Raw genomic sequence first — 14,301 nt, forward strand, 5'->3', positions numbered from 1 at the left:
GGTCAGTCGGACTTCTTGACCGTCAGAGGCAGCAGCTTCTTGCCCGTCGGGCCCGTTTGTGGCCATGTGTCGAACTGGGGGCACACGCCGCAGTCGAAGCACGGTGTCCAGCGGCAGTCGTCGACCTCGGTCTCGTCGAGGGCGTCCTGCCAGTCCTCCCAGAGCCACTCCTTGTCGAGGCCGGAGTCGAGGTGGTCCCAGGGGAGGACCTCCTCGTAGCCGCGCTCGCGGGTGGTGTACCAGTCGACGTCCACGCCGAACGGCTCCAGGGCCTTGTCGGCGCAGGCCATCCAGCGGTCGTAGGAGAAGTGCTCGCGCCAGCCGTCGAAGCGGCCGCCGTCCTCGTAGACGGCGCGGATGACGGCACCGGTGCGGCGGTCGCCGCGGGAGAGGAGACCCTCGACGATGCCGGGCTTGCCGTCGTGGTAGCGGAAGCCGATGGAGCGGCCGTACTTCTTGTCGCCGCGGATCTTGTCGCGGAGCTTCTGCAGGCGGGCGTCGGTCTCCTCGGCGGAGAGCTGCGGCGACCACTGGAAGGGGGTGTGGGGCTTGGGGACGAAGCCGCCGATCGAGACCGTGCAGCGGATGTCGCCGGAGCCGGAGACCTCGCGGCCCTTGGCGATCACGCGGGTGGCCATGTCGGCGATCTGGAGGACGTCGTCGTCGGTCTCGGTGGGCAGGCCGCACATGAAGTAGAGCTTCACCTGGCGCCAGCCGTTGCCGTACGCGGTGGCGACGGTGCGGATCAGGTCCTCTTCCGAGACCATCTTGTTGATGACCTTGCGGATGCGCTCGGAGCCGCCCTCGGGGGCGAAGGTGAGGCCGGAGCGGCGGCCGTTGCGGGTCAGCTCGTTGGCGAGGTCGATGTTGAAGGCGTCGACGCGGGTGGAGGGGAGGGACAGGCCGATCTTGTCCTCCTCGTACCGGTCGGCGAGGCCCTTGGCGACGTCGCCGATCTCCGAGTGGTCGGCGGAGGAGAGGGAGAGCAGGCCGACCTCCTCGAAGCCGGTGGCCTTCAGGCCCTTCTCGACCATGTCGCCGATGCCGGTGATGGAGCGCTCGCGGACCGGGCGGGTGATCATGCCGGCCTGGCAGAAGCGGCAGCCGCGGGTGCAGCCTCGGAAGATCTCCACGGACATGCGCTCGTGGACGGTCTCGGCGAGCGGGACGAGGGGCTGCTTGGGGTAGGGCCACTCGTCGAGGTCCATGACGGTGTGCTTGGAGACGCGCCACGGGACGCCCGAGCGGTTGGGGACGACGCGGGCGATACGGCCGTCGGGGAGGTACTCGACGTCGTAGAAGCCGGGGACGTACACGCCGCCGGTCTTCGCCAGGCGGAGGAGGAGTTCCTCGCGGCCGCCGGGGCGGCCCTCGGCCTTCCAGGCGCGGATGATCGCGGTGATCTCCAGGACGGCCTGCTCGCCGTCGCCGATGACCGCGCAGTCGATGAAGTCGGCGATCGGCTCGGGGTTGAAGGCCGCGTGTCCGCCGGCCAGGACGACCGGGTCGTCGATGCCGCGGTCCTTGGACTCCAGCGGGATGCCGGCCAGGTCCAGGGCGGTCAGCATGTTGGTGTAGCCGAGCTCCGTGGAGAAGGAGAGGCCGAACACGTCGAAGGCGCCCACCGGGCGGTGGCCGTCGACGGTGAACTGCGGGACGGAGTGCTCCCGCATCAGCTCCTCCAGGTCCGGCCAGACGCTGTAGGTGCGTTCGGCGAGGACGCCCTGCTGCTCGTTGAGTACCTCGTAGAGGATCATGACGCCCTGGTTGGGCAGACCGACCTCGTAGGCGTCGGGGTACATCAGGGCCCAGCGGACGTCGCAGGATTCCCAGTCCTTGACCGTGGAGTTGAGCTCTCCGCCGACGTACTGGATCGGCTTCTGCACATGCGGGAGCAGAGCTTCGAGCTGTGGAAACACGGAGGACACAGACTCGGCGGCTTCGGCAGGCATCTCACGGAACCTTCGTTGCTGACAAGGGGGACCATCCAGCCTAACCCGGCGCGGTCGGTCCCCCGTACCGCCGGTCCCCGTACCGCGGGGGGCCGGTCCCGGTTACGCCGACAACGGTCTCTGCACCGTGATCGACTGGAGCAGGCCCACCGCTATCCACACGGCGAACATGGAGGAGCCGCCGTACGACACGAAGGGCAGGGGCAGACCGGTGACCGGCATGATGCCGAGCGTCATGCCGATGTTCTCGAAGGTCTGGAAGGCGAACCAGGCGACGATCCCGGCGGCGACGACCGTCCCGTACAGGTCGGTGGTCTCGCGGGCGATCCTGCAGGCGCGCCAGAGCACCACGCCGAGCAGGGCGATGATGAGGCCGGCGCCGAGGAAGCCCAGCTCCTCGCCGGCCACCGTGAAGACGAAGTCGGTCTGCTGCTCCGGCACGAACTGCCCGGTGGTCTGCGAGCCGTTGAAGAGGCCGGAGCCGGTCAGGCCGCCGGAGCCGATCGCGATGCGCGCCTGGTTGGTGTTGTAGCCGACGCCCGCGGGGTCGAGCTCCGGGTTGGCGAAGGCGGCGAAGCGGGCGATCTGGTAGTCGTCGAGGATGCCGAGCTGCCAGACGGCTAGCGCGCCGGCGGTTCCGGCGCCGATCAGGCCGAACACCCACCGGTTGGAGGCTCCGGAGGCGAGCAGCACCCCCAGCACGATGATGACCATGACCATGACCGAGCCGAGGTCGGGCATGAGCATCACGATCAGCATCGGCACGGTGGCCAGGCCCAGCGCCTGGAGCACGGTCCGGTGGTCCGGGTTCGGCCGGTCCCCCGCGTCGACGCGTGCGGCCAGCAGCATCGCCATGCCGAGGATGATGGTGATCTTCACGAACTCCGAGGGCTGCAGGGAGAAGCCGCCGGGGAGCTTGATCCAGGAGTGGGCGCCGTTGATGGTCGAGCCGAGGGGGGTGAGCACCAGCAGGATCAGGAACACGGAGAAGCCGTACAGGACCGGCACGGCCGTGCGCAGGGTGCGGTGGCCGAGCCAGACGGTGGCGACCATCAGGGCGAGCCCGATGCCGGTGTTCAGCAGGTGCCGGGTCAGGAAGTAGTACGGGTCGCCCTGGTTGAGCTCGGTGCGGTTGCGGGTCGCGGAGTAGACGAGCAGGGAGCCCATCAGCGAGAGCGCGACGGCGGCCAGCAGTATCGGCCAGTCGAGGCGCCGTGCCATCGAGTCCCGGGCGAAGAGCCGGGTCCAGCCGGCCTTCTCGGGTCCGTACCCGGAGACCTGGAAGCTGTTGGCTCCGGTCATGCGCGCGTCCTCCGGTTTCCGCTTCTGCCCGCGCCGGGGCTCGTACCGCCGCGGGTTCCGCCGCCGCGCCGGCCTGCGCCGCGTCGTCGGTGGCGGCGGGTGTCGCGGTTCTCGCCGTTCTGGGCCGGCGTGGTCGCGCCCTGTTCCTGTCCGTCGACGGGGGCGTACTCGTCCTCCGGGGCGGCCTTCTCCGTCGGGAGCAGTTCCTTGACGACGTCCTTGGGCATCTTCGGCGCGGGGATGGTCCCGTCGGTCTTGATCGTCGGCAGCTTGGCCTGCGGCTTGGGCAGCAGCGCCTTCCTGCTGTCGATCTCCCCGTCGTCCGAGACGCCGTACAGCGCGTCGTAGATGTTGCGGACGGCGGGACCGGAGGCGCCCGAGCCCGTACCGCCCTGGGAGATCGTCATGACGATCGCGTACTCGTCGGTGTAGGTGGCGAACCAGGAGGTGGTCTGCTTGCCGTGGACCTCGGCCGTACCGGTCTTGGCGTGCATCGGGATCTCGTCCTGGGGCCAGCCGACCTGGGCGAAGCGCCAGGCGGCGGTGCCGCGGGTGGCGACGCCCTCCAGGGCGCCGTCCATCTTGGCCAGTGTGGTCTTGCTTATCGGCAGCTTGCCGTGCGCCTCGGGCTCGATCGGACGGATCTCCTTGCCGTCGGGGCTGACGATCGCCTTGCCGATGCTGGGGTCGTAGAGGGTGCCGCCGTTGGAGATGGCCGCGTAGATGGTGGCCATCTGGATGGGGGTGGTGAGGGTGTCGCCCTGGCCGATGGAGTAGTTGATGGCGTCACCGGCGCGCATCCTGTTGCCCTCGAGGCAGCCCTCGTACGCGAGCTTCTCGACGTAGGAGCCGTCCTTCTTGCCGGACTTGCACCAGGCGTCCTTGTTGGCCTCCCAGTAGTCCTGCTTCCACGCCCGGTCGGGGACGCGGCCGGAGACCTCGTTGGGGAGGTCGATGCCGGTCTTCTCGCCGAGGCCGAACTCGTGGGCGGCCTTGTAGAAGTAGTCGTTGGGGTTCTTCGGCTTGTTGCCGCCGTCCTTCTTCCACTCCTGGTGGGCCAGGCGGTAGTAGACGGTGTCGCAGGAGAGTTCCAGGGCGCGGCCGAGGTCGATCGCGCCGTAGCTGGCGGACTCGTAGTTCTTGAAGACCTGTCCGCCGACGGAGTAGGAGCTGGAGCACTCGTAGCTGCCGTCGAAGTCGTAACCGGCCTCCACCGCGGCGGACGTGGAGATCACCTTGAAGATCGAGCCGGGGGCGGCCTGGCCCTGGGTGGCCCGGTTGAGCAGCGGGTAGTTGGACTCCTTGCCGGTGAGCTTCTTGTAGTCGGCGGCGGAGATGCCGCCGACCCAGGCGTTGGGGTCGTAGGCCGGGTTGGAGGCCATGGCGACGACGCGGCCGGTCTTGGCCTCCATCACCACGACCGCGCCGGCGTCGGCCTTGTAGTTCTCGCCGGTGTTGTCGTCGTACTGCTTGCGGGCTTCCTTCATCGCCTCGTTCAGCTCGTACTCGGCGACCCGCTGGACGCGGGCGTCGATGCTGGTGACGAGGTTGGAGCCGGGCACGCCGGGGTCGGACTCGGCCTCTCCGATGACGCGGCCGAGGTTGTCGACCTCGTAGCGGGTGACGCCGGCCTTGCCGCGCAGCGCCTTGTCGTACTGGCGTTCCAGGCCGGAGCGGCCGACCTGGTCCGAGCGCAGGAAGGGCGAGTCGGTGTCCTCGGCCTTCTGGATCTCCTCGTCGGTGACCGGCGAGAGGTAGCCGAGGACCTGGGCGGTCCGGGACCCGCCGGGGGCGGCGTAGCGGCGCATGGCCTCGGGCTCGGCGGTGATGCCGGGGAAGTCCTCGGCGCGTTCGCGGATCTGGAGGGCCTGCTTGGGGGTGGCCTCGTCGGTGACGGGGATCGGCTGGTAGGGCGAACCGTTCCAGCAGGGCTGGGGGGTCTCGGCGTCGCACAGCCGGACCTTGTCCATGACCTCCTGGGGCTTCATGCCGAGGACGCCGGCGAGCTTGGTGAGGACGGCCTTGCCGTCGTCCTTCATCTTCAGCAGGTCGGTGCGGGAGGCGGAGACGACGAGCCGGGTCTCGTTGTCGGCGAGCGCCACGCCGCGGGCGTCCAGGATCGAGCCGCGGGGTGCGGGCTGGACGACCTGCTGGACGTGGTTGCCAGACGCCTCCTCGGCGTACTCGTCGCCCTGGCGGATCTGGAGGTACCAGAGCCGGCCACCGAGGGTGGCGAGGAGGGAGAGGACGAGGATCTGGATGACGACGAGCCGGGTCTGGACGCGGGTGCTGCGGCCGGTCTCCGGAATGTTACTCATGGGCGCAGCCCATTCCGTTGAGGGTGGTGGTGGGCGACGGGTGGGAGTTGGTCACTGCGGCTGCCTCCCCCGCTCAGTGTGTGTACGTGTCGAAGCAGTCGTACGTGTCGTGGCGGCCGTACGTGTCGTGGCGGCCGTACGTGTCGTGGCGGCCGTACGGCCGGCAGGGGGGCGTCGTCACAGCCGCTTGACCCCCTTGATGCGTCCGGCCCGGGCGACCCGCGCCCGCGCCGCCTTGGCCCGCAGTCCGTTGCGCTGGCCGCCGATGCGCAGCCCGGTGCCGCCGGAGAGCCAGCCGGAGGCGATGTCGGTCTTCTGGCCCGCGGAGTTGGTCTCGGCCAGCGGGTCGTTGTCGGCGCGTCTGGCCAGGGCCATGACGCCGGGGACGACGAAGGGCGCGAGCAGCAGGTCGTACAGGGAGGCCGTGAACAGCAGGCTGGGCAGGCCGACATGGCGGGCGGCGGTGTCGCCGACGAGTGCGCCCACGCCGGCGTACAGCAGGGTGGTGCCGATGGCGGCGACGACCACGACGGCCATCGGGCCGGTGGCCGACCTGAGCCGGCCGTTCTCCGGTTTGGCGAGGCCGGCGAGGTAGCCGACGACGCAGAGCACGAGGGCGTAGCGCCCGGCGGCGTGGTCGGCGGGCGGGGCGAGGTCGGCGAGCAGTCCGGCGCCGAAGCCGACGAGGGCGCCGCCGACGTGGCCGTAGACCATGGCGAGGCCGAGGACGGTGAGGAGCAGCAGGTCGGGGACGGCGCCGGGCAGGTGGAGGCGGGCGAGGACGCTCACCTGGATGACCAGGGCGACGACGACCAGGGAGACGGACAGCAGGATCCGGTTGACGCGCATGGGGTGAAAGCTCCTACTGCTCGGTCTGCTGGTTCTGTTGGTCCTGCTGCCCCTGCTGCCCCTGCTGCTCCTGCTCGTTCGCCTCGTTCTGCGGCCGGCCGTCGACGGGGGCCCCGGGGGACGGGGTCACCGTCACCGTCACGGTCGGCCTGGGTTCCGGCTTCGGCTTGTCCGGGAGCACGGTGTCCCGCGGGTCCTTCTGCGGGGCCTGGACGACGACGCCGACGATGTCGAGCTTGGTGAAGCTGACGAAGGGCGTGACGTCGAGGGTGCGGGTCAGGTCGCCGCCGGAGGGGTCGACGCGGGAGACGTAGCCGACCGGGACGCCGGGCACGAACGGCTTGTCGGCCTGGGAGCCGAAGGTGACCAGGCGGTCGCCCTTCTTGACGTCGGCCTTGCCGTTGAGGAGTTCGACGCGCAGCGGGCGGCCGCCCTGGCCGGAGGCGAAGCCGAGTTCGTCACCGGCCTCCATCCGTGCGCCGACGGTGAAGTCGGGGTCGTTGGCGAGCAGCACGGTGGCGGTGTTCGGGCCGACGGTGGTCACGCGGCCGACGAGGCCGTCGCCGTTGAGGACGGTCATGTCGCGCTTGATGCCGTCATTGGCACCGGCGTCGATGGTGATGGTCCAGGAGAAGCCCTGCGCCGCTCCTATGGCGATGACCTGGGCGCCCTTGATGCCGTACTGGCCGGCGCCGGCGAGCCCGAGCATCTTGTCGAACTGCCTCAGGCGGCTGCGGCCGCGCTCGTCGCTGCCGAGCTTCGCCTTCAGGGCCGCGTTCTGCGTCTCCAGTTCGGCGAGGCGGTCGTGCCGGTCGCCGGAGTCGCGGATCGCGGAGACCGCGTTGCCGACCGGGTCGACCGCGGACGACACCCCGTTCTCGATCGGGCCGAAGACGGTGGCCGCGGCCTGCCGGGCACCGTCGACCGGTGAGTCCTCCCCACCGCGGATGTCCACCGTGATCAGCGCGAACGCGATGGCGATCAGCAGCACCAGGAGCAGCCGGCTCTCTTTCGTGTCCCTCACGTGCGGCGGCCGTGCCTTCCTCGTCGAATTCGGGAATTACGTGGCGGTGTTCAGGAATTCAGGTGATTCGGTACCTGGGGTACACGCGCGGTACTGCGGTGGCCGCGGTGGTTCCCGCGGTCGTCTCGGCGGTTGCGGCGGTTGTGTTACTGAAGTCTCTATATCAACGATCCGCCGCACGAGAGGAGATCGTCTCGTACGGCGGAACCGAAGTGTTACGTCATCTGCGGGGCGAGGCGTCCAGCACCTGCTGGAGCGCCTCGAACTCCTCGACGCACTTGCCGGAGCCGAGTGCCACGCTGTCCAGCGGGTCCTCGGCGATATGGATCGGCATTCCGGTCTCCCGGCGCAGCCGCTCGTCGAGCCCGCGCAGCAGCGCGCCGCCGCCGGTGAGGACGATGCCCCGGTCCATGATGTCGCCGGACAGCTCGGGCGGACACTTGTCGAGGGTCGTCTTGACCGCGTCGACGATCGCGTTGACCGGCTCCTCGATCGCCTTGCGTACTTCGCCGGCGGAGATGACGACGGTCTTGGGCAGCCCGGACACCAGGTCCCGGCCACGGATTTCGGTGTGCTCGTCGGCGTCGAGGTCGTACGCCGAACCGATCGTGATCTTGATCTGTTCGGCCGTGCGCTCACCCAGCAGAAGGCTGTACTCCTTCTTCACATGCTGGATGATCGCGTTGTCCAGCTCGTCACCCGCGACGCGGATGGACTGGGCGGTGACGATGCCGCCGAGCGAGATGACCGCGACCTCCGTGGTGCCGCCGCCGATGTCCACCACCATGTTGCCCGTGGCCTCGTGGACCGGCAGGCCGGAGCCGATGGCCGCGGCCATGGGCTCCTCGATGATGTGCACCTGGCGGGCGCCGGCCTGGGACGACGCCTCGATGACGGCACGGCGCTCGACGCCGGTGATACCCGAGGGCACACAGACGACGACCCGCGGACGAGCCAGATAACGCCGCTTGTGGATCTTCAGAATGAAGTAGCGGAGCATCCGCTCGGTGATCTCGAAGTCGGCGATGACGCCGTCCTTCAGCGGGCGCACGGCAACGATGTTGCCGGGCGTGCGCCCGATCATCTTCTTCGCTTCGGCGCCGACCGCGAGGATGCCACCGGTGTTGGTGTTGATCGCGACGACGGACGGCTCGTTGAGTACGATCCCGCGACCCCTGACGTACACCAGCGTGTTGGCGGTCCCGAGGTCGACAGCCATGTCACGGCCGATGAACGACATTGAGTTCCCCATCAGGATTCGACTGGCCTTCCCAGGAGCTTTTGAGGGCTTTTCAGGTAGGCGAGGTGGGCGCAGTGGCGCGTGGAGGCTTCCATCGTAGACGCGCTTTCGCGAACACTGTGCGAGGGTCTTCGCCATTGTCAGCAGATGGCGCAGCGCCTCGCTTGTGGAGACGGGCCAACGGAGGCATCCGTTCCCCCGATCAGGCGCGCATATGCCACAGGGCGGTCGCTTCTACGCGACCGCCCCGGTCCACCGCGGGCCATTCGGCTGACGCGGCGTCAGAAAAAAGACGTGTCCGGCGTGTCCGGAAGGAGGCTCACACCCGGCCCGGGAAGAAGATCTTCAGCTCACGCTCGGCGGACTCCTCGGAGTCGGAGGCGTGGATCAGGTTCTCCCGGACGATCACGCCGAAGTCCCCGCGGATGGATCCGGGAGCGGCGGCGATCGGGTCGGTCGGGCCGGCCAGCGCACGCACGCCCTCGATGACCCGCTCACCCTCGACGACCATGGCGACGACCGGACCGGACGCCATGAACTCGACCAGCGGCTCGTAGAAGGGCTTGCCCTTGTGCTCGCCGTAGTGCTGCTCCAGGGTCTCGGAGTCCAGGGTGCGCAGTTCCAGCGCGGTGATCTGCCAGCCGGCCTTGCGCTCGATACGGCTGATGATCTCGCCGGTCAGGCCACGACGGACGGCGTCGGGCTTGAGGAGGACGAGGCTGCGCTGGGTCACGACGGGCTCCTTGGAATATGCGTGTGTGCTGTTGTGCGAACGTGCGGTGGTACGGCGTTGCGAACGTGCGGTGGTGCGAAGTGATGACTGAGGTTACCGGGCGTGTCGCAGCGCCTGTCACGCAGCGTCGGGCGGGGTCAGGCGGCCTCGGGCGCGGAGGCGTCCGCCTGGGCGGCGAACCTGGCCTTCGCCTCGTCGATCTTCCGCCCGTAGTGCACGGAGGCCCACCAGAGGGCGGCGAAGATCGCCCCCAGGAAGAACATGGTCGGCACGACGAACCCGGAGGCGATCAGGGCGATCTGCAGGGCCCAGCCGAAGGCGATGCCGCCGGGCCGGGTCACGAAGCCGCACAGCGCCACGCACAGGAACATCGCGATGCCGCTGACCGTCCACACCGTCCCCATGGCCAGGTCGGGGTCCTTCATGGCGACCAGACCGGCGAAGCCGATCACGAAGACCTCGCCGATCAGCGTAGAAGCACAGAGCGTACGCACGTTCTCAGCCCCTCCCGAGGAGCAGTCGGGCCTCGCCGACGGTGTAGATGGAGCCGGTGACGAGCACCCCGCCGCCCGAGTACTCGCCCTCCTCCTCGGCCAGCGTGATCGCGGCCTCCAGGGCGTCCGGCAGCCGCGGCTCGACCTGGACGCGGTCCTCGCCGAAGACCTCGACGGCGATGCCCGCCAGCGCGTCGGCGTCCATCGCGCGCAGGCCGGAGTTCTGGGTGACGACGATCTCGGCGAAGACCGGCTCGAAGGCCTCCAGCAGCCCCCGCACGTCCTTGTCGCCGCTCGCGCCGACCACGCCGATGAGCCGGCTGAACTGGAAGGCCTCCCCGACCGCCTCCGCGGTGACCCGCGCGCCGGCCGGGTTGTGGGCGGCGTCCAGCACCACGGTCGGCGAGCGCCGCACCACCTCCATCCGTCCCGGCGAGGCCACGGCGGCGAAGGCCTTGCGCACGGTGTCGATGTCCAGCGGCTCGGGACGCTGCGCCCCGACGCCGAAGAACGCCTCGACGGCGGCGAGGGCGACGGCCGCGTTGTGCGCCTGATGGGCGCCGTGCAGCGGCAGGTAGACCTCGGTGTACTCGCCGCCGAGCCCGCGCAGGGTCATCAGCTGGCCGCCGACGGCGACCTGCCGGGCGACGACCCCGAACTCCAGCCCTTCGCGCGCCACGGTGGCGTTCACGTCCACGGCCTTCTTCAGCAGCACCTGTGCCGCGTCCACCGGTTGCTGGGCCATGATCACGGTGGCGTCCTGCTTGACGATGCCGGCCTTCTCGGTCGCGATCGCGCCGGGCGTCGAGCCGAGCCGGTCGGTGTGGTCCAGGTCGATGGGGGTGACGACGGCGACGTCCCCGTCGATGACGTTGGTGGCGTCCCAGGAGCCGCCCATCCCGACCTCGACGACGGCCACGTCCACGGGCGCGTCGGCGAAGGCGGCGTACGCCATGCCGGTCAGCACCTCGAAGAAGGACAGCCGGTACTCCTGCCGGGCGTCGACCATCTCGACGTACGGCTTGATGTCCTCGTACGTCTCGATGAACCGCTCGGCGGAGATCGGCGCCCCGTCCAGGCTGACGCGCTCGGTGACCGACTGCACGTGCGGCGAGGTGTACCGCCCGGTGCGCAGCTCGAAGGCGCCGAGCAGGGCCTCGATCATGCGGGCGGTGGTGGTCTTGCCGTTGGTCCCCGTGATGTGGATGGAGGGGTACGACCGCTGCGGCTCGCCCAGCACGTCCATCAGCGCGGCGATCCGGGCGACGGACGGCTCGAGCTTGGTCTCGCCCCAGCGGGTGGAGAGCTCGGCCTCCACCTCGCGCAGGGCCTTGTCCACCTCGGGATCCTCGGGCCGCGCGGGCACGTCGGCCTCCGGCGGGCCGCCCTGGGTGCGGAGGGTGCGGCTGCCGGCCTCGATCACGGCGAGATCGGGATCGCGGGTGGTCTCGGCGGCGACGATCTCCTCGAAGGGGTCACCGGGGTCGGGCTGCTCGCTGCTGTCGTGCGGGGGGAGCTCACTCACGGGGACCAGTCTACGGAGGTCGGCCGACGGGGCGCCCACGGAGTGGGGTGGCTGATGTCCTGGGGCGAGTGCACGCGCGTCGTGGCTGGTCGCGCCCACGCGGCGGAGCCGCACATCGATGCGGCCCCGCGCCCCTGCGGACCTGAAGGCTCCCGGTGCCGAGACAGCACCGGGAGCCTTTGCCGACGTACCGGCGGCTACGCCTGCGGCAGTTTCTCCAGCTGCGCCTGGATGCGGGCGATGTCCTCGTCCGCCTTGGCCAGCCGCCCCCGGATCTTCTCCACGACGTTGTCCGGCGCCTTCGCCAGGAACGCCTCGTTGCCCAGCTTGGCCGTGGCCTGGGCCTTCTCCTTCTCGGCGGCGGCGAGGTCCTTGGCGAGGCGCTTGCGCTCCGCCTCGACGTCGATCACGCCGGAGAGGTCGAGGGCGACCTCGACACCCGCCACCGGCAGGGTCGCCGTGGCCGTGAAGGCGTCGCCCTCCGGCTGGAGGCGCAGCAGCTGCCGGACGGCCGCCTCGTGCGCGGCCAGCGCCGTGCCGTCGAGGGTCAGCCGGGCCGGGACCCGCTGGCCGGGCTGCAGACCCTGCTCGTGACGGAAGCGGCGGACCTCGGTGACGACGGACTGGACGGTCTCGATCTCCCGCTCGGCGCCCGCGTCCCGGAAGCCCGAGTCGGACGGCCACTGGGCGATGACGACCGACTCACCGCCGGTGAGCGTGGTCCACAGCGTGTCGGCGACGAACGGGACGACGGGGTGCAGCAGCCTCAGCGTCACGTCGAGGACCTCGCCCAGGACGCGCTTGCTGACCTCGGCCGCCTCGCCGCCCGCCTGGAACGTCGTCTTGGACAGCTCGACGTACCAGTCGAAGACCTCGTCCCAGGCGAAGTGGAACAGGGCGTCGGAGAGCTTCGCGAACTGGTAGTCCTCGTAGTACGCGTCGACCTCGGCGACCACCGAGTTGAGCCGGGAGAGGATCCAGCGGTCGGTCGAGGACATCCTCGACGCGTCCGGCAGCGGGCCCTCGACCGTCGCGCCGTTCATCAGCGCGAAGCGGGTGGCGTTCCAGATCTTGTTGGTGAAGTTCCGGGAGCCCTGGACCCAGTCCTCGCCGATCGGGACGTCGACGCCCGGGTTGGCGCCGCGCGCGAGGGTGAAGCGGAGCGCGTCGGAGCCGTACTTGTCCATCCAGTCGAGCGGATTCACGACGTTCCCGAACGACTTGGACATCTTCTTGCCGTTCTGGTCACGGACCATGCCGTGCAGGGCGATGGTGTGGAACGGCGGGGTGCCGTCCATCGCGTAGAGGCCGAACATCATCATCCGGGCGACCCAGAAGAAGAGGATGTCGTAGCCGGTGACCAGGACGGAGTTCGGGTAGAACTTCGCCAGCGAGTCGGTCTGCTCGGGCCAGCCCAGCGTGGAGAACGGCCACAGGCCGGACGAGAACCAGGTGTCCAGGACGTCGGAGTCCTGACGCCAGCCCTCGCCGCTCGGCGGCTCCTCGTCGGGCCCGACGCAGACGACCTCGCCCTCGGGGCCGTACCAGACCGGGATGCGGTGCCCCCACCACAGCTGGCGCGAGATGCACCAGTCGTGGAGGTTGTCGACCCAGTCGAAGTACCGCTTCTCCATCTCCTGCGGGTGGATCTTGACGCGGCCGTCGCGGACGGCGTCACCGGCGGCCTTCGCCAGCGGGCCGACCTTGACCCACCACTGCATCGACAGACGCGGCTCGACGGTGGTCTTGCAGCGCGAGCAGTGGCCGACGGAGTGGACGTAGGGCCGCTTCTCGGCGACGATCCGGCCCTCGGCGCGCAGCGCGGCGACGATGGCGGAGCGGGCCTCCAGCCGGTCCAGGCCCTGGAAGGGGCCGTGGGCGGTGATGACGGCGTGCTCGTCCATGACCGTGATGGCGGGCAGGTCGTGGCGCCGGCCGATCTCGAAGTCGTTCGGGTCGTGGGCGGGCGTCACCTTGACGGCGCCGGTGCCGAACTCGGGGTCGACGTGCGTGTCGGCGACGACCGGGATGGACCGGTCGGTGAGCGGCAGCCTGATGAGCTTGCCGATCAGGTGCTGGTACCGCTCGTCGTCGGGGTGGACGGCGACGGCCGTGTCACCGAGCATCGTCTCGGCACGGGTGGTGGCGACGACGATGGTGTCGTCCCCGTCGCCGTACTTCATGGAGACGAGCTCGCCGTCGTCGTCCTGGTACTCGACCTCGATGTCCGAGATGGCCGTCAGACACCTGGGGCACCAGTTGATGATGCGCTCGGCACGGTAGATCAGCTCGTCGTCGTAGAGCCGCTTGAAGATGGTCTGGACGGCCTGGGACAGGCCCTCGTCCATGGTGAACCGCTCCCGCGACCAGGCGACGCCGTCGCCGAGGCGGCGCATCTGCCCGCTGATCTGCCCGCCGGACTCGCCCTTCCACTGCCAGACCCGCTCGACGAAGGCCTCACGGCCGAGGTCGTGCCGGGACTTGCCCTCCTTGGCCAGTTCCCGCTCGACGACGTTCTGCGTGGCGATGCCGGCGTGGTCCATGCCGGGCTGCCACAGCGTCTCGTACCCCTGCATCCGCTTGCGGCGGGTCAGGGCGTCGATGAGCGTGTGCTCGAAGGCGTGCCCGAGGTGCAGGCTGCCCGTGACGTTCGGCGGGGGGATGACGACGGTGTACGGCGGCTTGTCGCTGTCCGCGTCCGCCTCGAAGTAACCCCGTTCCACCCAGCGCTCGTACAGCTTCCCCTCTACCTCGGCCGGCGTGTACTGGGTCGGCAGTTCGGTGGTGGGTGCGGGCTGCGGCTGCTGAGAGTTCTCGGTCACGGGGGTCAGTTTACGGCCGTCACGACCCTGTCCCGAAACGCG

At 69.8% G+C, this 14,301-nt stretch carries 10 protein-coding genes; all 10 read right to left on the reverse strand.

Features of this window, described 5'->3' with window-relative positions; all coding sequences use genetic code 11:
- Positions 1-2: 2 nt before the first annotated feature.
- The 10 genes from ACH4NX_RS22080 to ACH4NX_RS22125 all read right to left on the reverse strand — a co-directional run bounded on the left by ACH4NX_RS22080 (position 3) and on the right by ACH4NX_RS22125 (position 14,259).
- Positions 3-1,952, reverse strand: a complete 1,950-nt coding sequence (locus ACH4NX_RS22080) for a TIGR03960 family B12-binding radical SAM protein (protein ID WP_398128659.1) — start codon at positions 1,950-1,952, stop codon at positions 3-5.
- A 102-nt stretch (positions 1,953-2,054) separates the two neighbouring features.
- Complete coding sequence (rodA, locus tag ACH4NX_RS22085; protein WP_351387882.1) at positions 2,055-3,254, reverse strand: rod shape-determining protein RodA; 1,200 nt, start codon at positions 3,252-3,254, stop codon at positions 2,055-2,057.
- The gene (gene mrdA / locus ACH4NX_RS22090) at positions 3,251-5,572 is read right to left on the reverse strand and encodes a penicillin-binding protein 2 (RefSeq protein WP_351387879.1); all 2,322 of its coding nucleotides are present in this window, start codon (positions 5,570-5,572) and stop codon (positions 3,251-3,253) included. The genes rodA and mrdA overlap by 4 nt, the downstream gene beginning before the upstream one ends.
- Positions 5,573-5,749: 177 nt before the next feature.
- Positions 5,750-6,421, reverse strand: a complete 672-nt coding sequence (gene mreD / locus ACH4NX_RS22095) for a rod shape-determining protein MreD (protein WP_351387877.1) — start codon at positions 6,419-6,421, stop codon at positions 5,750-5,752.
- 13 nt (positions 6,422-6,434) lie between these two features.
- Entirely contained in the window at positions 6,435-7,445 is a 1,011-nt protein-coding gene (mreC, locus tag ACH4NX_RS22100; protein WP_351387874.1) for a rod shape-determining protein MreC, read from the reverse strand.
- A gap of 220 nt (positions 7,446-7,665) precedes the next feature.
- Positions 7,666-8,685, reverse strand: a complete 1,020-nt coding sequence (locus ACH4NX_RS22105; protein WP_087809356.1) for a rod shape-determining protein — start codon at positions 8,683-8,685, stop codon at positions 7,666-7,668.
- Positions 8,686-9,004: 319 nt separating this feature from the next.
- Positions 9,005-9,418 carry a nucleoside-diphosphate kinase gene (ndk, locus tag ACH4NX_RS22110; RefSeq protein WP_164251073.1) on the reverse strand — a complete coding sequence of 138 codons (414 nt, stop codon included), beginning with the start codon at positions 9,416-9,418 and terminating at the stop codon, positions 9,005-9,007.
- A gap of 137 nt (positions 9,419-9,555) precedes the next feature.
- Positions 9,556-9,912, reverse strand: a complete 357-nt coding sequence (locus ACH4NX_RS22115) for a DUF4233 domain-containing protein (protein ID WP_351387870.1) — start codon at positions 9,910-9,912, stop codon at positions 9,556-9,558.
- Positions 9,913-9,916: 4 nt separating this feature from the next.
- On the reverse strand, positions 9,917-11,437 hold the full coding sequence (locus tag ACH4NX_RS22120; RefSeq protein WP_398128658.1) for a bifunctional folylpolyglutamate synthase/dihydrofolate synthase: 1,521 nt from the start codon (positions 11,435-11,437) through the stop codon (positions 9,917-9,919).
- Between the two features lie 197 nt (positions 11,438-11,634).
- Positions 11,635-14,259, reverse strand: coding sequence for a valine--tRNA ligase (locus tag ACH4NX_RS22125; protein WP_351387865.1), 2,625 nt, complete (start codon positions 14,257-14,259; stop codon positions 11,635-11,637).
- Positions 14,260-14,301 lie beyond the last annotated feature (42 nt).

The organism is Streptomyces sp. NPDC017225, from assembly GCF_044331465.1.
Taxonomy (GTDB): Bacteria; Actinomycetota; Actinomycetes; order Streptomycetales; family Streptomycetaceae; genus Streptomyces.